The sequence below is a fragment of the Lascolabacillus sp. genome (genome assembly GCF_028696275.1).
Lineage (GTDB): Bacteria > Bacteroidota > Bacteroidia > Bacteroidales > Dysgonomonadaceae > Proteiniphilum > Proteiniphilum massiliensis.
The window spans coordinates 1-24,582 of the sequence record NZ_JAQVHI010000032.1; the positions used below are offsets into that span (position 1 = coordinate 1).

Consider the following 24,582-nt stretch of genomic DNA (forward strand, 5'->3'; position numbering starts at 1 on the left):
TGAGTTGAATTTGGATAAAGCACTACTCGGCTGGTTGTATTTCCATCCGATAGGTTTAGTTCAAAATAAAGGTCGCTTTTATTTTTTATTTCATAATAGTTGATCTTAGTACCATTGTTTCTGGCTTCTGTATAATGCGAAGGTTTCAGCTCCACGCATGCATTAAACAGGTCTTTTACATTCTCTTCTTTACCCAGGAGGTATTTACTTGCCCAGGCAACTGTTCTGCCTTCTTCGAGTGCTTCTCTGATTGATTCAGCAGTGCGTTCTCTTGCTAAAACAAGAGTCATTGTACGATGTACATACTCTTTACTGAAATCATAGTCATGTGCTGTAAGATTGTGTATATCTGTATTGCCCATTACTGTTAACCCTTTGTCAATACACCAGTCAAGAGCTTTAAAATGAATTCCGAATCCATTTACCACTTCAATTCCATGCAGTGCTTTATTCTTATACAGATCATCTACAAATGGAATCCACTCGTAAGAACCTTCTATGCCTGGCTGCCATCCAGGGTGATTCCAAAATATAAATGCATCTTGTTCTAAAGCCTTCATAACTGCTTCTCTGTCTAGTTCATTTGCTCTGTCTTCAATAAAATCAGATGGGTCGTTTATATATATAGCATTAAAATGGCCCGGAGGAGTATTCCTGGTTAGCTCTGTACCTTTTACTAAAATTATATTACTCCTTTCAGCAGTTTCTTTTAAAAGTTGAAATCCACGGTCAGGGTTTATTTTTACATCTTCTTTGTGTGGTGTATACTCAATATGATCAGTAATGGCATAGGCATCTAATCCCTCTTCCCATACTTCTTGATGGCGTACTGTTGGCCAAACCTGACCATCTGAAAAAACAGTATGTGTGTGGAAGTCGCATTTCAATACCTGAAATTCCCCAACATTTGGAATAAATACATTTTGTCTGTAGATAGGTTTTCGGTTCTCATCCAGGTATTTCATTCCCTCAACTTCTCGTCTCTGACCAAAAGCCAGTATCGGAATAATTAGCAGTCCGATTAACAATAGATTTCTCTGTTTCATATGATATTATTTTTTAGTGGGTAAAACTGTTTACAAATATAGAAATTCAAAATGAAAGTCAATTGTATATACAACTTAATTAGTCAATTATATTACAATTATATATACCATAAAGTATATGCTCTGAACTTTTTCTGATTTTAAATGGATATATGAAATTTTGAGATTTTTGGAATTATAGACTTATAGAAGTTCCGGGCCGTCACAAGATAACTATTTCTATATCTAAACTCATAGAATAGATTATTTCTATTTGTTATTGAACCTGAAAACCTTTGCAAAACAGCTCTTTTTTCGTTATATTTGTAACAGCTCTAAATAAAAATATTAAAAAAAAGAATTATGAAAACATTAGATTATTTACAATTAGATTCTGAAAAAACAAAGAAAACAGTAGATGGTTTACAAAAACTATTAGCTAACTTACAGCTCTATTATACAAACCTTAGAGGATTTCACTGGAATGTGAAAGGAACACTCTTTTTCGGAGCTCATGAGAAATTTGAAGAGTATTATGATGCAACAGCAGATCATATTGATGAAGTAGCTGAGCGTATATTGATGCTTGGTGGGGTTCCTGCCCATAACTTCAGTGATTATCTGAAAACTGCCAGTATTAAAGAAAGCGGTGTTTTAACAGATCCTACTGAGATGTTCAAGCTAGTTCTTGACTACCTGAAAGAGTTATTAGCTCTTGAACGTGAAGTCCTGAATGCTGCATCTGAAGCAGAAGATGAAGGTACAGTTGCACTTGTGTCTGATTTGATTTCTGGACATGAGAAAGATGTTTGGATGATAGCAGCAACACTTTCTTAATTTATGTCCGACTTATATAGTCGATTTCTAAAATAATAAAAGCTCTCTGATTAATTTTAGAGAGCTTTTATATTTTATCTTTTATCAATTATTGCCATAAACTGTTTACGATAGGTATCCCCTATCGGTATTTCTTTATTGCTTATAATTATTCTGTTTTTATTGATACTTGTAATTTTTTCCATGTTGATAATATATGACCGATGAACACGGATAAAATTATCATAAGGTAACTCCTCTTCCAGCTGTTTAAGACTCATCAGTGACAGAATAGGTTTTGGATCTGTAATTGTGTATATCTTGACATAATCTTTGAGTCCCTCAATGTAATCAATATCTTTATACAGAACATGAAGGTATTTGTATTCTGACTTCACAAATATTCCTACGTTTGATCTTTCTCTTTCTGAATCGTAACCAGATTTCGTTTTAATTTCAAACCAATTAAGTGCTTTCTTGGCTGCAATCATGAAATCCTCGAAAGAAAAGGGCTTTAGCAGGTAATCAAGAGCATTTACTCTATATCCCTCAATAGCATATTCACTGAATGCTGTAGTAAATATTACACGTGTATTATCACTGATTGTATAGGCAAAATCCATTCCATTTATACCAGGCATCTGTATATCCAGAAAGAGAACATCAACTTTTTCAGATGTTATATTCTGCATTGCAGAAATTGCGCTGCTATATTTTCCGGTAAGTTTAAGAAATGGAACTCTGTTCACATATGACTCTAATAGAGAAAGAGCCAAAGGTTCATCGTCGACTATCCAACAGTTTAGTATCATTCATCAGTTTTTTGGAATCAATTACCAATACAGTAGAGTAAACATCATTTTCGATTGTGGTTTCCCAATTATAACTTCCTGGATAAAGAAGTTCAAGACGTCTTTTAACAAGATCAAGTCCTATACCACTACCACTTTTATCCTTTTTGCTTTTTGGAAAATAGCTGTTTTTGCAAACAAACTCAACTTTTCCATCTGGATGCTCTTTTAATGTTACATTTATAAATGAAGATTTATCTCCACTTATTCCATGTTTAAAGGAATTCTCAAGTAAAGATATAAAAATTAGTGGAGGAATTAGTGTGTTTCTGCTTTCAGAATATGAGAAGTCGGCTTTAAGTTCCACATTATCTGAAAGACGTATACACATGAGATCTAAATAATTACGCAAAAACTCCGCTTCCTGTTTGAGCGGAACATAGGTTTGATTATTATCATAAAGCAAATGTCTGAGAAGTTTACTTAAGTCCACTACTGCCCTTCGGGCTTTTGGAGGATCAAACTCTATCAGTGCATAAATATTATTTAAGGTATTGAGTAGAAAATGAGGATTTATTTGATTCTTAATATTTTGTAATTCAGCTTCAGACTTTGCTTTGGCCAATTCTTTTCTCTCATTGTCAAGTTCAAACCATCTTACAGTCATTTTGAAGGCTAAACTCAACCCTGTTATTAAAAACAAAGTAGTGGAGTTTCTAATTATATGCATTACAGGGATACCTCCCCATCGTCTTCTTCTAAACACTCTCATTTCAGGTATAAGCTTGTTTAACCAAATAGGCATATAGGACATAAGTAATGTAACACCTACAATTAATATAATATTACATATAATATACTCTTTTGTCTTACCTTTAAAGAGAAGTTTTTCAATAAGTACGAAATAGTTGATATAGAAAACCAACATTATGCCCAGCATATCAGGCAGAGACCTTAGAAATGGTTTCCAGTTAAAAATCTGCTCCTCATTTATAAAGAAGTAAGGGAGTATGAAAATTACTCCCCATAATAAGACATGAACAAATACACTGTTCCATATTGTCTGATTATTTCTTTTAATTGTTTGATCCATCTTTATGATATATTTAAATTATCCTCCTCTACGCATTGGGGGACCAAATCCACCTCTTCCAGGCATCATATCCTGACTTGATGCTCCTCCTTTGAAGATATTGAAGCGATATACAAAATGTACCATGAAATAACTTGTAAGTGTATTGGTTGTAGTATCTCTTATGTAGTTTGAAGTTACACTACGATTTATATTGCTTCGTTGTTGCAGAATATCATATACTTTGAAGCGTAATGTGCCATTCTTCTGTTTAAAGAGTGTTTTCTGAATTGAGGCATTCCACAACCATTCATTTTGCTGGAATCCATCTGCGTACCCTGAATTTGTGGAGTAATTTATATCACTCTCAATTGTAAAATCCAACGGGAGATAAATTGTTGCATTTGCGTTTCCACCATAATTCAGATACTCCTGATTTTGCTGACCCTCAAGGCTGTTTCTTACCTTATTGTAGTTGAAATTACCTCTGATACCCAAGTCAAAAAGATCAGATCTATAGTTCAGCCCTAATACCTCTCCTACATTCATTCGCTTGCTAAGGTTCTTTTCAGGAGTGATGTCATCTCGTGATATTTCATCACCAGTTTGCACAAAAGTACCAGTTAAACCATTAGTATGATTATAGCTCAGGAATGACATCGAGAATATAGAAAACTTAATATTTTTTAGAGGAACATTTAGTACCATACGCCCATTTGCATTCCAGTTGCCTGTTATGTTTTCATAAGTTCTTACCTTACGTCCTGTTTCTACATTTGTAGCAGTTAGTGAAACAACATCATTTGTCATATATCCTGCATTGGCAAACGCGTTAAATGAACTTGCCTTTTCCGGATTAGAAGATCTGTAGTTTATATTTAGTCTGTGTTCAAATGAGGGTTTCAAATCGGGATTACCAAAGCTAACATTCAGTGGATCAGACACATCAACTACAGGTGACAATTGTGAAACAGATGGCTGATCAGTATTTCCAAAATAACGGATTCTAAGATTTTGATTTCTACTCCATCTATAATTCAGCTGTGCCATTGGTGCATAGTTTATAACATCCTGTTTCAGGTCATCAATCTTTTGAGCACCGATAAATGTTTTGCTGTGAGAACTAGAAGGTTGCATTGAGAAACCAAACATATAATCGAACTTCTCTCTGACAGATCTGAAATTCAGCTCCAGTTCCTGTCTGACGAAACTATTCTCTAATCTTTTACTATATGTTGGATCGAGAACAGTATAGTTACCTGACTCATCCTTAGTTCTGGTATCTCTGTCTGACTCTGAGTTATTTTGTCGGTACTGGTATGCCAGCTGGAGAAAATTGTTCTTACCGATTGGTTCTACATAAGAGAGATAGCCTCTCCATGAACTATTGTCATTTGTATTAACAAAACGTTGATCAATGATGTCTGAGGGGCGTTGATCCCTGAAATATATTGTAGTTGACTCACTAGAACCGCTATTCTCAGAATTGCTCATATTCCCTCTGATCTGAGCACTTAAAACCCTACCCTTTTTCCCGAGTTCACGGCTCATATCTAATCTACCACCTAAATTATTACCATCACCTTCTGACATGTATACTGACTCACCTAAATTGATTGTGTCACCAGTCATCTGCTGTATTGTATTGAAATTTCCGGTTTCATTACGTGAGTTATTATAAAATGAGACGTTTGGTCTGAAAATTATTGTTGTTGAAGTGTCAGGTTTCCATTCCATTCTTAAATCCATGTGGAAGTTCTGACTTATATTATTTCTTGTATTTCTTTCGCTTTCAAGGGTATTACCTGCACTCAGGATGTTTTGTGTAAATACTTCTGAAGTGACTTCTGTATCACCATAACCATACCTTACATTACCTCCTAACTTGAATTTCTTGGTGAAATCTTTACTAAAATTACCACCAATATTAGCAGAAGTGGTAATACCGTCACGACTACCAAATCCTCCACCACGGCCTCCAAATCCGCCCATACTTCCAAACATGGCAGTACCTAAATCAGAAAAGCCTGCATTATTTGTATTGTTGGTTCCTCCTATTATAGTATACTGGTCGTTATTTCTCATATAGTTTACCATAGCATTGGCCTCATAACGATCCTTGCTTCCATATCCTGCAAATCCATTTCCAAAAAGCCCCTCTTTCATTCCCGGACGAACGGTAAGATTTATAACATTTTCTTCTTCTCCATCATCAAAACCGGTCATTTGAGATATTTCAGTTCTCCTTTCCAGAACCTGTAACTTTTCAACCATCTTGGCAGGTAGATTTTTTGAAGCTACTTTTGGGTCGTCACTGAAAAACTCTTCGCCATCTACTAATATTTTTGAAATTGATTTACCATTAACAGTTATATTTCCTTCACTGTCTATTTCTACACCGGGCATTTTCTTTAATAGGTCTTCTACTACAGCACTTTCAGTTACTTTATAGGAATCTGCATTATATTCCAGAGTGTCACCTTTTACAACAATTTCCGGCGCTTTAGCTGTTACTACTGTTTCAGATAAAAGGATATTATCAGCACTCATTACCAAATCTCCCAGGTTTGCCATAGGAGTTGAGGATGAAACTGAAACATTTTTATATAAATCATGGAAGCCTATAAAGGATACATGAACTATATATGAACCATTATTTACCGGAATAGAAAATTTACCATCCATTTCTGACGCCTTGCCAGTAACAAATGTACTATCAGATTGTCTCAGTACACGAATATTAGCTTGAGGAACAGGTTCATTTGTATTCTCTAAAAGAATTCTTCCCGTTATTCCACGAGTAATTTGCGACTGAGCTGTTAATCCAAAAGAGCATAACAGAATGGTTATAACTAAGAAATAAATTTTTTTCATAATAATAGTATCTTGTCCGTATAAACAGTTTTCAAAATATTAACCGAAACAAAAATAACATAAGAGACCTCTTTTAACAAATTAAATAGACTAACGGTTTGAATTCATCGACCAACAAAGTGTTTTAAACGTTAAATGGCTGTTTATTTGCAAAAAGAAATTACAAAAGATTTCCTAAATCGTAAATAATTCATAAATTTGTCATATAGAACTTAATTAAATTATAAATTTATCACTCTTTTTGAGTTAATCTAATCAATTTATATATGCTGAAAACATTAAAAAGTGAAGATTGGGTAGCAACCATTATAGGTGCACTCATTCTGGTCCTCGTTATATTGCTTCCATCTTTAATGACTAACAATATATCAATGTCTGCAATAATTGCAATACTCTCTTATATGGGTTACTTATTTATGGGTAATAAAGACAATGGGCAATTTTTGATATCATTTATAATAATATTTTTACTCGCTCAGCTGGCATCATACATTGCAAATATCAGCTCAATTAAAACCATAGGTTTGGAGTCGGTTTTCTTTGCAGTCCTGATAGGATTATTTATTAGAAATACCATTGGCCTCCCCAAATGGATGGCTTCAGCAGTTAGAAGCGAATATTATATAAAAGCCGGACTAGTTATTCTTGGTAGCTCTATACTTTTTAATGAGATTATGAAAGCGGGTGCATTAGGAATGGTTCAGGGATTAATAGTTGTATTTTCAGTATGGTATTTTAGTTTCTGGATATCAACCAAAGCATTCAGGATTGATAAGGAAATGTCTATGCTCCTTTCAAGCTCTGTTTCAATTTGCGGAGTTTCTGCAGCAATTGCAACAAGTGGTGCTATAAAGGGTGATCCTAAAAAGCTATCATTTGTTATTTCGCTTGTACTGATTGTAGCAATACCAATGATGTATTTGCTTCCATATCTGGCAAAATTAATGGGGCTCTCACAAGAAGTAGCCGGCGCATGGCTTGGTGGAACAATAGATACTACTGCTGCAGTTGTAGCATCGGGTAAATTTATCGGAGAAACGGCTGAACAGTATAGTGTTATTATCAAGTCCGCACAAAACGTTCTTCTGGGTGTTGCTGCTTTTATAATATCAATCTACTGGTCATACAGAGGAACAAACTCAGAAATCAGACCTACAGGAACTATTCTTTGGGACAGATTTCCTAAGTTTGTTCTAGGATTCCTTATAGCATCATTGGTTTTCAGTTTTGTGTTTGATGCAGAAACCGGAAAAGAATTGTCACGTATAGCAAACAAAGGTTCAAGAGGTTTACTGTTCTCACTTGCATTTATTTGTATTGGACTTGAAACAGATTTCCGGTATATCTTTAAAAAGGAGAATTCTAAATATATTTGGTCTTTTCTTACAGCTCAGACTTTCAACATAATACTTACTTTGTTAGTAGCCTGGGTACTTTTTTCACAAGATTAAAAAACAGATTACAGTTCTTTTGCAATTTTCAACCACTTGAAATTTGCCTGATCAGTAGAAACTTCACGCCAGGAATCTACATTAAATTCAAAGCAAGCGGTTGAAGCAGTTGGTAAATTGTCTAACTGTACTCCTAATGAGTTGATTAAATCAGTTAAGCCTGGGTTATGTCCCACAAATATGCAGTTATTTATATTATCTGGAAGCTTTGAAAGTACATTCATTATCCAGCGTTCAGGCGCAAAATAGAGGTTTTGATCAGTCTGAATTTCATTTTCTGGATAGCCAATACTTTTTGCGGCTATTATTGCTGTTTGATGCGCTCTTTTTGCTGATGAAGAAAGAATTAAATCAGGAACTCCGGCCTTTTTAAGAATAAATGCTCCCATATCATTAGCATTACGTTTTCCTCTTTCGGTCAGTTCTCTATCATAATCATCAATTGCTATAGTGTTTTGTTCTGCTTTACCATGACGGAAGATAATCAATTGTTTCATATACCTATGTTTAGTTACAGTTCATTAATAAAGAATCGACCGCAAAATTATGAATAATTTTTCATATAGATTCTATTTTATTTCTCTACTATCGCTATCTTCGAAAGTTTATTACTTTACTTTAATATTGTAATATTAAGAAACTATGAGAAAAATAACCAGTAGAACAATAATAGTTATAACTTCAATTATATTTCTATTATTAGCAGCAGGCTTTATTTACAAGATATTCTTCAAGCCCAGTTATATAAACAGTGGAAATTTAAGTGGTAACTTTTTAGGCATACTGATATTTGGCTTAATTTTAGGGATAATAATAACATTGCTTACTCATAGGGTAATTAATACAAAAAGTAAAATTGCTAACACTGTAACATCTTCACACACTGTTGTTGAAAGCATAAAAAAAGTTTTTAAGATTGTTGTGGCTGAAGGACAGTTAAATGAGATCTTTAATTATGAGAACACAAAGAAGCTTCTAAAATTTATACCATCCACAAAAAAGGCCCTTGTTATAGTAAAAGCAAAAGTTCTTGTTGGCTATGATATAAATAAATGCCAATGGGAAATAGATGAAGAAAAAAAAGTATTGAGGTTAATTAGTTTTCCAAAACCTGAGGTATTATCTCTTGAAACAGATTTTAATTATTACTACTTTGAGGATGATCTTTTTAACTTTATTGGTAGAAACGACCTGCAGGAAATTCAGTACCTTGCCAAAGAACAGGTAAAAAAAACTGTTCTGCAGAGTGATTTACTAAAAATTGCTGCAGACCAGATGAAGCTACTAGTAGGTGAAGTAGTATCTTTAAACAATTGGAGTATTGAGAACAGTCACTTGATAGAAGACTACTCTTACCCACCAGAGGAAGAGGAAAAAAATATCGAGCAGATTGAACCTCCAATACTTAACAAGGTTAATCTGCTCGATAAAGCAATAAATCTGTTTAAGCTTAAACCGGGAAGAACTAATCCCAACTTAGAATAACTTTTCCACACTGACCGGTTTCCATTACTTCAAATCCTTTCATATATTCATCAATATGGAAACGATGTGTTATAACAGGTGAGAGATCCAGACCAGAAATCAGCATTTGTTCCATCTGATACCAGGTTTCCCACATCTCACGACCATATATTCCTTTAAGTGTAAGTGCTTTAAAGATGATCTTATTCCAATCAACTGTAGTTGTATTTGGCAATATACCTAACATTGATATTTTTGAGCCGTTATACATATTGTCAATCATCTCTCTAAATCCTGCTGGAGAACCTGACATCTCGAGACCTACATCAAAACCACGCATACCCAGTTGTTTTACTGCCTGTGCAACCGTTTCTCCTTTTGACAGATTTACAGCTATTGTAGCTCCCATTTTCTTTGCAATATTCAATCTGTATTCACTAAAATCACTTACTACAATATAACGGGCTCCTGCAAATCTGCAAATTGCAGTTGCCATACTTCCAATAAGCCCAACACCTGTAATAAGTACATCTTCTGCGATTAAAGGAAAAGAGAGAGCTGTATGAGTTGCATTACCAAATGGGTCCATTATAGATGCTATCTCATCAGAAATTCTATCATCCAGCTTTACAACATTAGCTGCTGGTAGTGACAAATATTCCGCAAATGCACCATCCCTGTTTACACCTATTCCTATTGTATTTTCGCACACATGTAACTTTCCCCGTCGACAGTTACGGCAGTGTCCGCAAGCAATGTGTCCTTCACCCGTTACCCTGTCACCAATTTTCAGATTTTCAACGCCGCTTCCCATATCTACAATCTCACCTACATACTCATGACCAATTGTCATAGGAGTTTTGATTGTTTGTTGTGACCATTCATCCCATTTATAAATATGAAGGTCGGTTCCACAAATTGATGTTTTCTTTATTTTGATCAATACATCGTTTACACCAAATGATGGAATGGGTACTTCTTCCATCCATATACCCTTTTCAGGACGTAGTTTAACAAGTGCTTTCATATTATTCTATTACATTTAGTTTTTTACCTACTTTAATAAAGGCTTCGATAGCTTTATCAAGATGTTCTCTTTCATGACCTGCGGACAACTGAACACGAATTCGTGCCTCACCTTTAGGCACTACCGGATAATAAAAACCTATAACATAGATTCCCTCTTCTAAAAGCTCCTCTGCAAACTGTTGTGATAGCTTTGCATCATATAACATTACAGCACAAATAGCAGATTGTGTAGGTTTAATATCAAATTTAGCTTCTTTCATTTTAGAAACGAAATATTCTACATTCTCATGAAGTTTATCTTGTAGTTCATTAGTTTCTTCAAGCATATTGAAAGCTTCTACTCCTGAGGCAGCAACCATGGGAGGGATTGAGTTGGAAAACAGGTATGGACGTGATCGCTGTCTTAACATATCAATTATCTCCTTTCTACCAGTTGTAAATCCGCCAATTGCACCTCCAAAAGCTTTACCCAGGGTACCTGTGATTATATCAACTTCTCCTAATACATTATACAGTTCAGATACACCTTTACCGGTTCTTCCAACTACTCCTGCCGAGTGACTCTCATCAACCATAACCAATGCATCATATTTTTTTGCAAGTTCAAGTATTTTATCCAAAGGTGCCTGATTACCATCCATTGAAAATACACCATCCGTAACAATAATTCTGAAGCGCTGTGACTGAGCCTCTTTAAGCTTTTCTTCCAAGTCAGTCATATCAGCATTTGCATAACGGTATCTCTTTGCCTTGCAAAGCCTTACTCCATCAATAATTGATGCGTGGTTTAAAGCGTCTGAAATAATTGCATCCTCTTCAGTGAAAAGAGGTTCAAACACCCCACCGTTAGCATCGAAGCAAGATGCATATAAAATTGTATCTTCAGTATGAAAGAATCTGCTAATTGTATTTTCCAGCTCCTTATGATAATCTTGTGTACCACAGATGAAACGTACTGATGACATCCCGTATCCACGCTCATCCAAAGCCTTTTTGGCAGCTGATATAAGTCGTGGATGATTAGAAAGTCCCAAATAATTATTAGCACAGAAGTTTAGAACATTTTGTCCTGAATTAACTTTAATCTCTGCTCGTTGAGGAGTTACTATTATCCTCTCATTTTTGTAAAGTCCTGCTTCTTTGATATTATTTAATTCTTCTTGCAGGTGTTGTTGTATTTTTCCGTACATATCAATGTTTTAATAAGTTATATGCCTGTAAATATTTTTTTTATTGTCATTTATCTCTAATCTAATCTAACTGTTTACTCTCTTCTACAATTGATGTGGGTAATGTTTTCTTGGTTTTCAGCCCTAATTCTCTCAGTTTTTCTGCCTGACTAATTAGATTACCACCACCAGTTTTTAGTTGTGAGTAAGCTTTATCATAACTCCGTTGTGCTCTGCTTAGATGATTATCTATTTCAGAAAGAGAGGATACAAAATTGACAAATTTATCATAAAGTGCTGCTCCCCTTTCTGCAATCTCCAGTGCATTCCTATTTTGGTATTCCCGTTTCCATAAATCAGCAATCAATTTTAGTGCAGCGATAAGATTGGTTGGACTGATTAACAGAATATTTTTTTCATAAGCATACTGCCACAAATTTTCTTCGTGCTGCAACGCTAGTATATATGCAGGTTCATTAGGGATAAACATCATAACGAAATCAAGTGTAGATGCATATTCATGGTAGCTTTTACTGCTCAGTTCATCAATATGTTTTCTAACTGATCTTAAATGATCCTTCACAAACATCTTTTGTTCATCAGGATTATTTGTCCCGATATAGTTTGAATAAGCAGTCAGAGATACTTTAGAGTCAATAATTACTTTTCTATCATCTGGATATGATATTATCACATCAGGCTTCATCCTTGCACCCTCACTACTTATAATTACCTTACCATCATCATCCCTGAGATGTTCTTGAATGAAATATTCGCGACCTTTTACTAATCCTGACCCTTCAAGTATATTTTCCAGAATCAATTCTCCCCAATCACCTTGAACTTTTGAATTACCTCTTAGAGCAAGAGTAAGATTGTTTGCCTCATTACTCAAACGATCATTCATTTCCTTCAGATTTTTAAGTTCCTGGCCAAGAGAAAAGCGTTCACGTGATTCATTTAAATAAACATCCTCTATTTTCTTACGGAAAGAATCAATATTTTCTCCAAATGGTTTCAGTATTGAATCCAGGTTCAGACGATTGATATTTGTAAACTTTTCCGTTTTCTCTTCAAGAATTCTTGAAGCTATATTTTCAAACTCAAGATTAAATTGTTTGTGTAATTCTGATATTTCAATTTTCTGATTTTCCAGTTTCTCCTGCAAAGAATTATTATCAGCTATGGTTGATGCAAGTAGACTATTTATCTCATTGTACTCTTTTGATATATTTTTAAGTTCAAGTCTGTAACGTTCAACCTCACTCTCCATATCTGAGAGTCTTTCATTTGATACAATTAAGTCAGTTCTAAGAGAGATATTCTTTTCGGTTAACTCTTCATAACTTCTTTTAGAAACAGTTTTTGACTTGATAACCAAAGAAGCAATTATCCAGGAAAATACCCCACCTATCGCTAATCCAATAATAAGATAATAATACACTCTATGCTTTATTTATTTAGAACATCTCTATAAATTTCTAACTGCAGGCTACATTTATCAGAGTTGGCACTTCTGCTTTTATATGCATTCTCTGAAACATTCTCTGAAAATGCCCTGTTTTTAAAAAATGAAGCTATTGCATCTGCACACATAATAGGATCCCCTGACTGGAAATAATATACTGTTTCCTTGTGTTTACCCAACTCTGGCATAGCTCCCGCAAATGATGCTACGGTAGGTGTTCCTACATGAATTGCTTCATCCAGTGCCATACAGTATGACTCCACAAAAGATGGAACAACATTTACGTTTGCATCACGCAGATTTTTCACTATTTCGTCTGCTTTCAGCGGGCCTAACCAGTTGACACTATCTTTAATCCCTAACTTATTAATTCTCTTTTTTATCCAGTTATAATAACCATATCCCAAGATACCTTGTCGACCAGTACTTCCTGCAATATTGAGTTTAATTGACGGGAAATCCTTCTTTAGGATAGCAATTGCATCAATCAATACATGCAAACCCTTATATGAAACAATGGAAGAGAAAGTTGTAAACAATGAATAAGGTATACAAGAGTCGTAGTTCCACTTTTCTGCATTTTTGAATTCTTCTCTAAGCAACATCTTTGTTTCATACAATTTTGCATCTTTATTGATGTTCCTTATATGGCTCCTGACCCAATCCGACTGAGTGGTTATAAAAAAGTGGTTTCTTATAATCTCTTTTTCAAATTTACCCCATCTTTTAAATGATCTTTTCTGACTTATAATTGAATCAGAAGATTTAATAAGTTCCCTCAAACCAAAAGATGCAATTATATCTTTATAGGTCAATGCTGTATAAAAATACTTATGAATCTCAGATTTCAATCCCTGTATCTCGAGTATCACTTTGCCAGAGATTAAATTACGGGCTTTAAGCAATCCCCAAAAAGACTCTACTCCCCATATATGTATAATATCAGGTTTTACCTCAGCAGTAATTTTCACAATATCTCTTATGATTGATTTACTTGGGAGACCACTTCTATTTAATTTTGATGAAGGAATTACCCATTGTGTTATGGATGAAAAATCTTCTCTTAGGGTGCTTTTAACTGCTGATTGAGTTATGTTGTAGAGCTCTATTTCACCCGACTTAACCAGTTCATTTGCCATGGAGTGAGACCATGTTCCTGTTGCATCAGGTTTTTTATCGGTAAAATATCCTGCACCCATCCAAAGCACTTTGATTTTTTTATCCATTGTAAAACAGGGTTATAGAATCTAAATCATGAAGAACTACTTTATATTTTTTAAAACATGTCCCATTTTCTTTTTTTTAGTCTCCATATAAAAATGGTTATACTTATTTGGAGTTATCTCAAGTGGTACATTTTCAACAACCTTCAGACCATAAGACTCTAATCCAATTCTTTTTTTAGGATTATTGGTCATCAGTCGCATATTTCTAACTTCAAGACTTCTTAGAATCTGAGCACCAACTCCATAATCTCTTTCATCTGCCTGATATCCCAGATGAAGATTAGCATCAACAGTGTCATAACCCTGCTCTTGGAGCTTGTATGCTGCAGCTTTAGCCATCAAGCCAATTCCACGTCCTTCCTGATTTAGGTAAACAAGCACTCCTTTACCCTCTTTCTCAATAAGCTCTAATGCCTTATGCAGCTGTTCGCCACATTCACATCTGTAAGACCCAAAAATATCTCCGGTCATACAAGAAGAATGCATTCGAACAAGAATAGATTCATCAGAAGTCCACTCTCCCTTTATAAGCGCTACATGCTCTTGTCCTGTTGCAGTCTGAAGAAATGGGATCATCTTGAACTCCCCATACTCAGTTGGCAGCTGTACAGCTTCTCCACGTTCAATGAGAGACTCCGTTTTAAGTCGGTATTTAATCAAATCAGCAACAGAAACAATTTTCAAGTTAAATTTCCTGGCCATCTCCATAAGTTCCGGCAGACGTGCCATTGAACCATCCTCATTTTTTATTTCAGCAAGTGCACCTGCGGGATATAAACCGGCAAGACGTGCAAAATCTATTGTAGCTTCTGTATGACCAGCACGCCTCAATACACCTTTAGTTTGAGCTCTTAGAGGGAATATGTGGCCGGGGCGACCAAAATCTTCAGGTGCAGTTTCTTTGCGTGTTAGCGCCAGTATTGTTTGAGCTCTGTCGTATGCTGAAATACCTGTAGTACAACCATGAGTCAACAGGTCTATCGAAACAGTAAATGGTGTTGCATGCACCGATGTATTCTGAGTTACCATCAGAGGTAACTCAAGCTCTTCGGCTCTTTCTTTTGTTATTGGTGCACAAATTAATCCTCTTGCATGAGTTTCCAGAAAGTTTACTTTTTCAGGAGTTATGCATTCAGCAGCGATAACTAAATCGCCCTCATTTTCTCTATCTTCATCGTCAACCACAATTATAAAATTACCTTTACGGATTTCTTCTATGGCTTCCTCGATGGTGTCTAACTTAAATTCTTCTTGCATATTAAAAATCTTTTATGCTGTTGCTATTGTAATCAACTCCCTGTTTAACCGCTTGATTTCTTGTAAATCTCTCTTTATTCTCAATTCAAACGGAATAGAAAGGAGTCTTAAAATAATTCCTACCGGAAATAGATACATACAAACTTTTGAAAGTGCAGATCCTGTATCGAAAAGACGAGCATTCTTTATCAGTACAGGAAATTCTTCTGCTTTAGATAAAACTTCCGGTTTTCTGGAATTTGAAATATTATTTAGTATAATCTCTAATTTAGTTTTAATAGATAAAAGTTCTTTATCATACGATTCATCAGTCCAGTATTTTTTATAAGTTAACGGTAACTGATTATTGAAAAATGAATCAATATCATTCGTCAACTCATTTAGAGATACTGCGATCTCATCATATTTAGGTGTTTCAATTATAACACTTTTGACAGGATATTTCCTTTTTTCTCTTATAAAAAAGAACCTTTTGATAATGGTTGAATATGTGTCTACATTCAGTATAACTGAATCATTCATTGCTTTATATGTAAGGAATACTCCAATTGGTAGCAGAATAAATGAGCTGAACCACATTCCAAACCAATGTGCCCATACCCCGTCACGTGTCATCTTATAACCTACATTTTCCACAATATAGTAAATAATAAATAGAATTACTGATATAACAATGGGAGTACCTAAACCTCCTTTTCTAACAATTGAACCAAGTGGTGCACCTATAAAAAAGAAAATCAAACATGTAAAAGGCATAGTGAATTTTCTATGCCACTCTACCCAGTGCCTATTAATTGTTTTCTGCGTTGTTGTTTTATTTAATGATCTGAATAGAAATTCATTACTATTATTTTCTGCTTTTGTTACAGCCCCTTGCAAAATTGAAGATTGTTCGTGAGGTTCTTTGGAAACGAATAAAGTATCAGGGGATGGAACAATAATTTCAGGACTGACAGCTGTATTTATTATTGAATCTTTAAGTTCCTTTGGATAACTGTTTCTAAATGATAAATAGGAATAATTTTTCATCATGTTCCTATCCACTCTATTGACGCTATCCATTACAAGTTCCATTGAGTCTATTGAAGAAGATAACTCAGATAAGTTCTTTGACACATAGTTACTTGTAGAACTTCCCTCGATAACATCCTCACCCATTCGTGAAAAATTGGCATCGTATGGGATTAACATTGTCTTTTTACTGAAACTCTCTCTAGAGTAAGGTACAAAATCCTGATCATATCTTGAACTCCTTCCCTGATTGGAGTTTTGAAATTGCTGTCCATTATGCATTGTAAAGATCACCATTGTTTTGTCTTCCGAGCTGCTCATTTCAGCAGAGTCACAAACAATAACTCTCATATTGTTGAAACCACTGGCAATATCATAAATCATTACTTCATGCAACATACCGGTTTTCTGATCTTTACGCTCTACATAAAGATTATAACCAGGAATATCTTTATAAAAAACTTTTTCAGGAATATCAAGAGCAGGAGATGCCTGTCTGATAGATATTAATAGAGAGTAAAATTTTGTCTGTATTATGGGTATAGCATTATTCTGAAAGAAAAATGCCCCTATGCTAATACAAAAAACCAATATAATCAGTGGTTTCATAATGCCTAGCAAAGGTATACCTGCTGATTTTATGGCAAGTAGTTCCAGGTTTTCACCCATATTCCCGAAAACCATAAGTGATGCCAACAGAATTGAAAGTGGAAGTGCAAGAGGAATAAGGTTAAGTGCAGCATATAAGAACATTTCACCCAGGACATTCAGACCAAGACCCTTACCAACCATGTCTTCTATATATTTCCATAAAAATTGCATTAACACCAAAAAAAGGCATATTGCAAACGTCATCAGGAATATAGGAATAAAAGTCTTTAAAATATAACTGTATAACCTCTTTATATGGAAATCTTTTCTCATTGATCAGGCAATAATGAGTCACGTTTAACTATACGGCAAAGATAATAAAAACGTATGGATTTCTATACTCCAAGCCTTCTCTTCATTTCTTCAATTTGAGATTCCCATAAGATAATGGAATCCCCCTTTTCGTCAGGTTCGGCAAAATCAGTTATCTCAAGTGTCATTTCACCCGAAAGGTCAAGTTTTCTTAGTCTAAATTCAAAATAGACATCTTCATCGTCATCTAACCATCTGTATCTGATGTTAGTTTGTGGTTTTATCTGAATGATTTCAGCCTGACTCTGGCTCTTGCCCCACGTAAAGGTATAGATAGATTCGGTTTCGTCCATTGTTACATCATCGGCAAACCATTCTGATAGACCGTCTATTTGGCTAATCATACGCCATAAGCTACTCTGGGTGGCGTTTCCCATGAGAAACTCGATATGGAATTTTTCTTGTAACATGAATCAAATTGTAATTGAGACACAATATACAACTTTTTTTCATTTTTTTCTCATTAATGAACTAATTTTAGATTATCTATAGCTATATATAAATAATAAAGGGTGAACCACTAATTGATTCACCCTTTATTTTAAGTATTTTAAAGAATAAATATATTCTTGTAATTTTGTTTAGTTGTCCTGAATTGGAATATACTCTACAAAAGCTTCTATCGCTTCGTAGGAGGCAAGACCCAGTTTCCAATATAGATCCGCAGTAGCTCTATTTCTGTCTTCAGAACGTTGCCAGAACAGTCTTTCATCATCTCCAAGGAATGGAGCTCCCTCCATCTGAGATTGGTGCTGAAGTATTGAATTTCTTTTCTGACGTAGCTCTTCCGGTGAAAGTGGTACAGCCATTTCAATATAGTCAATCTCCCACTCCATCCATGCACCACGATACATCCATATTCTGCAGTCTTTATACCAATCTTCATCTTTTAATATATCAATCGCTGCAAGGATGGCATCCAAACAAACTTTATGAGTTCCATGAGGATCTGCAAGGTCTCCTGCAACATATATCTGATGAGGTTTGATTGTTTCAATAAAGTCCTTAACAATATTCACATCCTTCTCTGAAATTGGATTCTTTTTTACAGTTCCTGTTTCATAGAATGGTAGGTCAAGAAAGTGAACATTTTCTTCAGATAAACCTACATATCTATCGGCAGAACGTGCTTCTTCCCTGCGTATTCTACCTTTAATAAACAGTATATCAGCAGTATCCATATCATCTTTCTTCTTATCTTTTAGAAGAAATTTACGTATCTCATCATATTTCTGCAACATTTTGGTGTTGTCAGGGTCAAATTTCTTCAGCATACTACGCAATACAGATGTATAACGTATTACCTCTTCATCACCTACAGCTATATTACCTGATGTTTGATATGCAACATGCACTTCATGACCCTGGTTAACTAACCTCTGAAAAGTACCACCCATTGATATAACATCATCATCAGGATGTGGACTAAAAATTATAACTCTCTTAGGATATGGATTTGCTCTTTCAGGACGATAAGTATCATCAGCATCGGGTTTACCACCAGGCCATCCTGTGATAGTGTGCTGAAGATCATTGAATATTTTGATATTTACGTTGTAAGCAGAACCATATAATGTTATCAGCTCACTCAGTCCATTGTCATTGTAATCCTTGTTTGTAAGCTTCAGTATTGGCTTATCAACTACCTGGCACAACCACACTATAGCTCTGCGGATAAGCTTACTATCCCACTCACAGTTTGTTACTAACCACGGGCGGCTAATTCTTGTAAGTTCAGATGCAGCTGCAAGATCAACATATATTACAGCCTCAGCATGTGTCTGTAATACTGAACCAGGAATCAAATCAGTTACCGGTCCTTCCACTATATCTCTGATACTTTCAGATTTCTGTTCTCCCCATGCTACTAAAGAAATTTTCTTGGCTGCCAGCATATCAGAAAGACCCATAGTGATTGCACTTACCGGAACCTTATCCAATGATCCAAAATTCCTTGATATATCAGATCTTGAATCACCATCGAGCATTACTAATCTGGTTTGTGAATGCAAACTGCTACCTGGCATATTAAAGCCAACATTTCCTTTAGTACCTAATCCAAGAATCAGATAATCCAATCCACCTTTTTCTTTCAGATTATTCTCAAACTTTTCGCAATTCTCAGAAATCAGATCTTTTTCTACTGTGGCATCAGGTGAGTAAATATTTTCCGGATCTACATCAATCTTGTTTAAGAAAGATTCTTTTAACATCTGCAAGTTACTATAAGAGAAATCCATAACAGGATAGAACTCATAAGTATTAAAAATTACAACATTTTTAAAACTAAGCCCCTCCTCCTTGTGTAATTTAACCAGCTCTTCATAAACAGGTGCTGTTGAAGTACCTCCACTAATTCCAAGTACAAACTGTTTTCCCTCTTTCTGCGATTGTTTTAACTCCCTGGAAATTTCATTGGCTATCTTTTTAGCAGCTCTTTTAGGCTCTTCGTAAATAGCTACAGGAAGCTTTTCATAGCGTGCCAGATTATACTCCTCAAAGTCGTTATCAGGTTTGTAGTACTTCTTTGGGACACGCTCAAGAGTAATTTTTGAACTAAGATCTAATCTCATAATACTTTTTGATTTTTAAATGATACCATTACTTATATTACATTTTCCTTTTTACTATCGATATTCTTTGTAACTCTGCCATAAATGTACAGAGCTATTGCAGAAATCAATCCGATACCTACAAAAACATACCATATATAATGTGCATGTTGTGTAGCAGCAGCATAACTCAGTGTATCTAACACTCCTGCTTCGTCTGTATACAGACGTGGGTCCGGACAATACTTATCAAGAAGGAATCCTGATAATCCAAAAGCAAAAAGGAAAGAAAAGAAGGAATGCAGATGGCTGAATCCAAGATACAAGCCCTCTTCCCCTTTTGGTGCCTGAAGTGAAAAAAACTCCAGGTAACGTGGCGAAATGAAACACTCGGCTATAGCTTGAAATGCAATACCTATAACCATCATAAATGCCACCGGATGCAAACCAAGCAAGTGATCTCCACCAACTTGTGTGCCTAAAGACATTAACAGTGCAGAAAAAGGTATTATCAGCATACCTATCATCATTGATTTTATTGCACTATATTTCTTCATCAGAGATGTTACAAAATTAACAGATATGAAAACCACCAATGGGTTAACATTAGCATACCAGCCTGGAGATGCATCTTCTCCTATCAGTCTAATAACATATTTAGGCATTGTTGCATACATCTGACTCTGAATCATCCAGAAACCACTAACTATAATAATTAGCAGAAGTAACCTTCCATTTAGCATAACCTTCATAAACGAACGGCCGACTTCCGCAAAACTCTTTCCTTCACCCTCTGTTTTAGAAGATTTATAAAAGAAGTATACAGAAATAAGAGCCAGTAGAGTCATTGCAGCTGAGAAGTAATTGAGATATACGAGACCCTGATCACCCATGCTTCTTCTTAGTGGATCAACAACAGTTTTACCAGTAAATGCACCAATATTCACCATCATATAGAAGATTGAATAACCACGCGCTCTGTTCTCAGGTGTTGTTTCTCTTGCTATGGTTCCGGAAATTACTGATTTTATGAAAGCACCGCCTATTACAACAAGAACCAGCGGAGCAATGATTGACCATCTTAAATGACTTTCATTAAGACCGGTGTATGTTGTCACCATACCATAATCAACAAGTCCGGCATTCTCTAACATAGTGGGCAATATTCCTAACCCCGCATACCCCAAGGTAAGCATTGTAAAGGCGAATATTATTGCAGACCGGAAGCCTATTTTATCTGCTATTGCACCAGAAAATACAGGAAGTAAATAAAGTGATGCTGAGAATAAACCGGCTATCAAACCAGCTTCAATATCACTGAATCCCCACACATTTGAAAGGTACAGCGTTATAACTATAAAAACGGCATAATATGCCAGTCGTTCAAGGAGTTCTACGAAGTTTGCTACCCAAAAAGGCTTAGAAAATTTTGCCATTAAAAAATAAATTATAGGTTTATATATTAATATTTTTAATTAAGCAGACAAAGATAAATAAAATCTGTCATAGAATTACATATAAATTACTCCAGGTCAATAACAGTTATACCGGCACCGCCAAATTGTACATGTTCGTCTTGAAAATTAGCAACACCATTAACAGTTCCAAGATATTCTCTGATAATCTGTCGCAGTGCGCCTGTACCGGTGCCATGAAGTACACGAACTCGAGAAATACCTAACTGTAATGCATCATCAATAAAATAAATTACTGCCTGCAAAGCTTCATCACCTCTCATACCTCTTACATCTATATCCTGTTTGAAATTGAGTCTCTTCTCATGAATAAAATCACCTGTATTAGAAGCTTTGATCTCTTTCTTCAACTGGTTGTTACTCACTTTATCCAGTTTTTCAATATCTACTGTGGATTTTATCATACCAAAAGCTACTGTCGCTTTCCTACCCGATACATCCATTATTTCACCAATAGACGTTTGGCCTTTTAAACGAACATTATCACCTGGTTTAAGCTTATCATGTTTAATAGCTGCTGATGAAGATGATATATTTTTTCGTTTCTCCGTTTTATTGGTTTTTTTATTACCTTTTTCAAACTTGCTCTTTGATAGAGGTACACCATTAGTTACTTGAAGATTATTATCAGCAAAATCACCCACTTTATCTCTGAAACTATTGAGCTCTTTACGAATCTGTCGCGTTTTCTCTTTATCAGCTGCAGCTTCCTTTATCTGTTTAATAGTATTTTCAATACGTGCGTTACTTTCTGCAAGCAACTGTTCTGCCTGTAGCTTAGCCTGAGCCAGTATCTCTTTCTTCTGTTTATCAATATCCTCTAAACTACTTTCATATTTCGAGGATAGTTCTGCTAGTCTCTTATTTTCACGACGAATCTCATCACGCTTTCTTTCCCAATATCTTTTGTCTCTTGAAATATCCTGCAGATATTTATCCATATTGATATATTCACTTCCTACTATTTCAGAAGCATCAGCTATTACATCTTCAGGGAGACCAATATTGCGGGCTATCTCAACAGCAAAAGAACTACCGGGATTACCAATTGTAAGTCTGAAGAGTGGTTTCATCTCATGACGATCATAAAGCATGGCACCATTAACTACTCCTTCATGCTCATTTGCAAAATGTTTAAGGTTTTGATAGTGAGTAGTTATTATTCCAAAAGATTTTTTACGGTTAAACCTGTCAAGGAGGGCCTCAGCAATTGCTGCACCTATTTGAGGCTCTGTGCCGCTACCAAATTCATCAATCAGTAATAGCGATTTATCATTGCATCTCCTTTCGAAGAATTTCATATTCATTAGATGAGAGCTATAAGTGGATAGATCATTTTCAATTGACTGCTCATCACCTATGTCAATAAAAATATCTTCAAAGACACCCACTCTTGAATTCTCTTTTAAGGGGATCAGCAGACCACATTGAACCATATACTGGAGCATACCTACAGTTTTAAGGCATACCGACTTACCACCTGCATTTGGGCCTGAAATAACAAGTATTCTGTTTTGGTTTTCAAGTGTTATATCAAGTGGAACAATTTTCCTGTTTTGCTTCTTAAGTGCCAGATCAAGCAATGGATGTACGGCTTGCACCCAATCGATTTTTTGAGAATTTTCAATAGATGGCATTATTCCTCCAATATATAGTGAAAAAGAGGCTTTAGCCTGTATAAAATCTATCTTAGCTAAAAATTCATACGATTCAAGCAATTCAGGCAAAAATGGTCTTAGGTAATTAGTAAACTCAGTAAGAATTTTAATTATCTCTCTTCTCTCCTCACTCTCGAGTTCTCTGATACGGTTATTTGCCTCTACAACTTCCGAAGGTTCAATAAATACTGTCTTACCTGAAGCAGATTCGTCATGAACAATTCCTTTTATTTTCCTTTTATGTGATGGATTCACAGGAATAACAAGTCGGCCATCACGCATACTCGGTGTAACATCTTTATCAACAAAGCCCTCTGCCTGAGCCTTTCGCATTATGGAATTAAGGCTTCTGGAAATTCCATTAATTGTAGTTGTGAGTTCACGTCTTATTTCTGATAATCGAGTTGATGCGTGATCTTTTATTTGACCGAATCCATCAAGAATCTGATCAATTTTTTTAGTAATTTCAGGATATGTAACAATACCTTCTGTTAGTCCCAGCAAATGTGGATACTTAGGATCCTTATCTTCTTCTCTCTTTAGAAAAGCCACTATCCCGTTAATTGTTTGCAGAGATCGACGCAATTCAAAAAGTGCGTTCTGGTCTATCCAAGAACCTTCAATCCTGATTCTTCTTAACACCGGCCTCATATCAAAAAAACTATCAACAGGAAAGTTATCCTCTTCCTCTTTTATCTTTACAAACTCTTCCGTCTGTAACAGTTTTTCCAATATCTCATCAAAGTCGGAAGAAAATTTCATTTCTTCCACTTTCTCTTTTCCGAGGGGACTAAAACATCGATCAGCAATCAGCTGACGAATCTTCTGAAAGTCTATTTTTTGTTCAAAATTATCAGGATATATCACAGTTATAATAACTAATACAGTTTCAAGCTTTTCTAAACACGCAAAATTACAATATTTAAACGAAAAACAAAGATTAGTTTAACTACTGAAGTATCAATTATAAAGGTTTCATTCGTATTCTGTATATCATATGTATATTATCCGCTTATTACCGGCTTATAGCAACTACATATAGTTATATACCGTTAATAAACTACTTATAAGCAATTGTCAGTTGTTTTATGACTATAAAATCACTATCTACAACATGCTAATATCAAAAGTTTTATGATCTGAAATCCAATTATCAGCAAATATCAGGTAAATAATGTTGCGTTTTGATTTGGCAAAATTAAAAAGTTGTACTACTTTTGCACTTCAAATTTGGCGAGATAGCTCAGTTGGTTAGAGCGCATGATTCATAATCATGAGGTC

General features: G+C 35.2%; 18 protein-coding genes. 3 read left to right on the forward strand and 15 right to left on the reverse strand.

The window, feature by feature from the left end; translation table 11 throughout:
* Positions 1–1,046, reverse strand: a 1,046-nt coding sequence (locus PHO43_RS07935) for an Sb-PDE family phosphodiesterase (RefSeq protein ID WP_288011827.1), incomplete at its 3' end; no start/stop codon positions are given.
* Between the two features lie 342 nt (positions 1,047–1,388).
* Between PHO43_RS07935 and PHO43_RS07940 the strand changes: the two genes are divergently transcribed.
* Complete coding sequence (locus PHO43_RS07940; protein ID WP_045089517.1) at positions 1,389–1,862, forward strand: Dps family protein; 474 nt, start codon at positions 1,389–1,391, stop codon at positions 1,860–1,862.
* A 74-nt stretch (positions 1,863–1,936) separates the two neighbouring features.
* Here the strand turns inward: PHO43_RS07940 and PHO43_RS07945 are convergent, their stop codons facing one another.
* The 3 genes from PHO43_RS07945 to PHO43_RS07955 are packed head-to-tail and all read right to left on the reverse strand — an operon-like array spanning position 1,937 to position 6,578.
* Complete coding sequence (locus tag PHO43_RS07945) at positions 1,937–2,653, reverse strand: LytR/AlgR family response regulator transcription factor (RefSeq protein ID WP_045089516.1); 717 nt, start codon at positions 2,651–2,653, stop codon at positions 1,937–1,939.
* A complete protein-coding gene (locus tag PHO43_RS07950; protein ID WP_288011830.1) occupies positions 2,622–3,725 on the reverse strand; it encodes a sensor histidine kinase in 1,104 nt (367 codons plus the stop codon). The genes PHO43_RS07945 and PHO43_RS07950 overlap by 32 nt, the downstream gene beginning before the upstream one ends.
* An 18-nt stretch (positions 3,726–3,743) precedes the next feature.
* The gene (locus tag PHO43_RS07955) at positions 3,744–6,578 is read right to left on the reverse strand and encodes a TonB-dependent receptor (protein WP_288011832.1); all 2,835 of its coding nucleotides are present in this window, start codon (positions 6,576–6,578) and stop codon (positions 3,744–3,746) included.
* 266 nt (positions 6,579–6,844) lie between these two features.
* Between PHO43_RS07955 and PHO43_RS07960 the strand changes: the two genes are divergently transcribed.
* The gene (locus PHO43_RS07960) at positions 6,845–8,029 is read left to right on the forward strand and encodes a YeiH family protein (RefSeq protein ID WP_288009924.1); all 1,185 of its coding nucleotides are present in this window, start codon (positions 6,845–6,847) and stop codon (positions 8,027–8,029) included.
* Positions 8,030–8,037: 8 nt separating this feature from the next.
* Here the strand turns inward: PHO43_RS07960 and PHO43_RS07965 are convergent, their stop codons facing one another.
* Entirely contained in the window at positions 8,038–8,526 is a 489-nt protein-coding gene (locus PHO43_RS07965; protein WP_288011834.1) for a SixA phosphatase family protein, read from the reverse strand.
* A 145-nt stretch (positions 8,527–8,671) separates the two neighbouring features.
* On the opposite strand from PHO43_RS07965, the gene PHO43_RS07970 reads away from it, so the two are divergent.
* The gene (locus PHO43_RS07970; RefSeq protein ID WP_288009920.1) at positions 8,672–9,514 is read left to right on the forward strand and encodes a DUF4230 domain-containing protein; all 843 of its coding nucleotides are present in this window, start codon (positions 8,672–8,674) and stop codon (positions 9,512–9,514) included.
* On the opposite strand, the gene tdh is transcribed toward PHO43_RS07970, so the two are convergent.
* The 10 genes from tdh to PHO43_RS08020 all read right to left on the reverse strand — a co-directional run bounded on the left by tdh (position 9,495) and on the right by PHO43_RS08020 (position 24,168).
* Positions 9,495–10,520: an L-threonine 3-dehydrogenase gene (tdh, locus tag PHO43_RS07975; RefSeq protein ID WP_045089511.1), complete on the reverse strand. Its 1,026-nt coding sequence runs from the start codon at positions 10,518–10,520 to the stop codon at positions 9,495–9,497. The genes PHO43_RS07970 and tdh overlap by 20 nt on opposite strands.
* Position 10,521: 1 nt before the next feature.
* Complete coding sequence (gene kbl / locus PHO43_RS07980; RefSeq protein ID WP_288011836.1) at positions 10,522–11,712, reverse strand: glycine C-acetyltransferase; 1,191 nt, start codon at positions 11,710–11,712, stop codon at positions 10,522–10,524.
* Positions 11,713–11,773: 61 nt separating this feature from the next.
* Complete coding sequence (locus PHO43_RS07985) at positions 11,774–13,135, reverse strand: DNA recombination protein RmuC (protein ID WP_288011838.1); 1,362 nt, start codon at positions 13,133–13,135, stop codon at positions 11,774–11,776.
* An 8-nt stretch (positions 13,136–13,143) separates the two neighbouring features.
* Complete coding sequence (locus PHO43_RS07990; RefSeq protein ID WP_288011840.1) at positions 13,144–14,385, reverse strand: glycosyltransferase family 4 protein; 1,242 nt, start codon at positions 14,383–14,385, stop codon at positions 13,144–13,146.
* 36 nt (positions 14,386–14,421) lie between these two features.
* Positions 14,422–15,642: a bifunctional 3,4-dihydroxy-2-butanone-4-phosphate synthase/GTP cyclohydrolase II gene (locus tag PHO43_RS07995; protein WP_045089507.1), complete on the reverse strand. Its 1,221-nt coding sequence runs from the start codon at positions 15,640–15,642 to the stop codon at positions 14,422–14,424.
* A 12-nt stretch (positions 15,643–15,654) separates the two neighbouring features.
* Positions 15,655–17,577, reverse strand: a complete 1,923-nt coding sequence (locus PHO43_RS08000) for an LptF/LptG family permease (RefSeq protein ID WP_082057355.1) — start codon at positions 17,575–17,577, stop codon at positions 15,655–15,657.
* Positions 17,578–17,639: 62 nt separating this feature from the next.
* A complete protein-coding gene (locus PHO43_RS08005; RefSeq protein WP_045089506.1) occupies positions 17,640–18,026 on the reverse strand; it encodes an START-like domain-containing protein in 387 nt (128 codons plus the stop codon).
* 171 nt (positions 18,027–18,197) lie between these two features.
* Positions 18,198–20,189 carry a glucosamine-6-phosphate deaminase gene (locus tag PHO43_RS08010; RefSeq protein ID WP_288011841.1) on the reverse strand — a complete coding sequence of 664 codons (1,992 nt, stop codon included), beginning with the start codon at positions 20,187–20,189 and terminating at the stop codon, positions 18,198–18,200.
* 32 nt (positions 20,190–20,221) lie between these two features.
* Positions 20,222–21,604, reverse strand: a complete 1,383-nt coding sequence (locus PHO43_RS08015) for an MFS transporter (RefSeq protein WP_288011843.1) — start codon at positions 21,602–21,604, stop codon at positions 20,222–20,224.
* Between the two features lie 86 nt (positions 21,605–21,690).
* Positions 21,691–24,168, reverse strand: a complete 2,478-nt coding sequence (locus tag PHO43_RS08020) for an endonuclease MutS2 (protein WP_045089503.1) — start codon at positions 24,166–24,168, stop codon at positions 21,691–21,693.
* Positions 24,169–24,582 lie beyond the last annotated feature (414 nt).

What these genes read in the sequence shown, in the direction of transcription:
- PHO43_RS08000 (WP_082057355.1), bottom strand. Translation starts at nt 17,577, where the DNA reads ATGAGAAAAGATTTCCATATAAAGAGGTTATACAGTTATATTTTAAAG.
- kbl (WP_288011836.1), bottom strand. Translation starts at nt 11,712, where the DNA reads ATGTACGGAAAAATACAACAACACCTGCAAGAAGAATTAAATAATATC.
- tdh (WP_045089511.1), bottom strand. Translation starts at nt 10,520, where the DNA reads ATGAAAGCACTTGTTAAACTACGTCCTGAAAAGGGTATATGGATGGAA.
- PHO43_RS07970 (WP_288009920.1), top strand. Translation starts at nt 8,672, where the DNA reads ATGAGAAAAATAACCAGTAGAACAATAATAGTTATAACTTCAATTATA.
- PHO43_RS07955 (WP_288011832.1), bottom strand. Translation starts at nt 6,578, where the DNA reads ATGAAAAAAATTTATTTCTTAGTTATAACCATTCTGTTATGCTCTTTT.
- PHO43_RS07950 (WP_288011830.1), bottom strand. Translation starts at nt 3,725, where the DNA reads ATGGATCAAACAATTAAAAGAAATAATCAGACAATATGGAACAGTGTA.
- PHO43_RS07940 (WP_045089517.1), top strand. Translation starts at nt 1,389, where the DNA reads ATGAAAACATTAGATTATTTACAATTAGATTCTGAAAAAACAAAGAAA.
- PHO43_RS07960 (WP_288009924.1), top strand. Translation starts at nt 6,845, where the DNA reads ATGCTGAAAACATTAAAAAGTGAAGATTGGGTAGCAACCATTATAGGT.
- PHO43_RS07945 (WP_045089516.1), bottom strand. Translation starts at nt 2,653, where the DNA reads ATGATACTAAACTGTTGGATAGTCGACGATGAACCTTTGGCTCTTTCT.
- PHO43_RS08015 (WP_288011843.1), bottom strand. Translation starts at nt 21,604, where the DNA reads ATGGCAAAATTTTCTAAGCCTTTTTGGGTAGCAAACTTCGTAGAACTC.
- PHO43_RS07995 (WP_045089507.1), bottom strand. Translation starts at nt 15,642, where the DNA reads ATGCAAGAAGAATTTAAGTTAGACACCATCGAGGAAGCCATAGAAGAA.
- PHO43_RS07990 (WP_288011840.1), bottom strand. Translation starts at nt 14,385, where the DNA reads ATGGATAAAAAAATCAAAGTGCTTTGGATGGGTGCAGGATATTTTACC.
- PHO43_RS08010 (WP_288011841.1), bottom strand. Translation starts at nt 20,189, where the DNA reads ATGAGATTAGATCTTAGTTCAAAAATTACTCTTGAGCGTGTCCCAAAG.
- PHO43_RS07965 (WP_288011834.1), bottom strand. Translation starts at nt 8,526, where the DNA reads ATGAAACAATTGATTATCTTCCGTCATGGTAAAGCAGAACAAAACACT.
- PHO43_RS08005 (WP_045089506.1), bottom strand. Translation starts at nt 18,026, where the DNA reads ATGTTACAAGAAAAATTCCATATCGAGTTTCTCATGGGAAACGCCACC.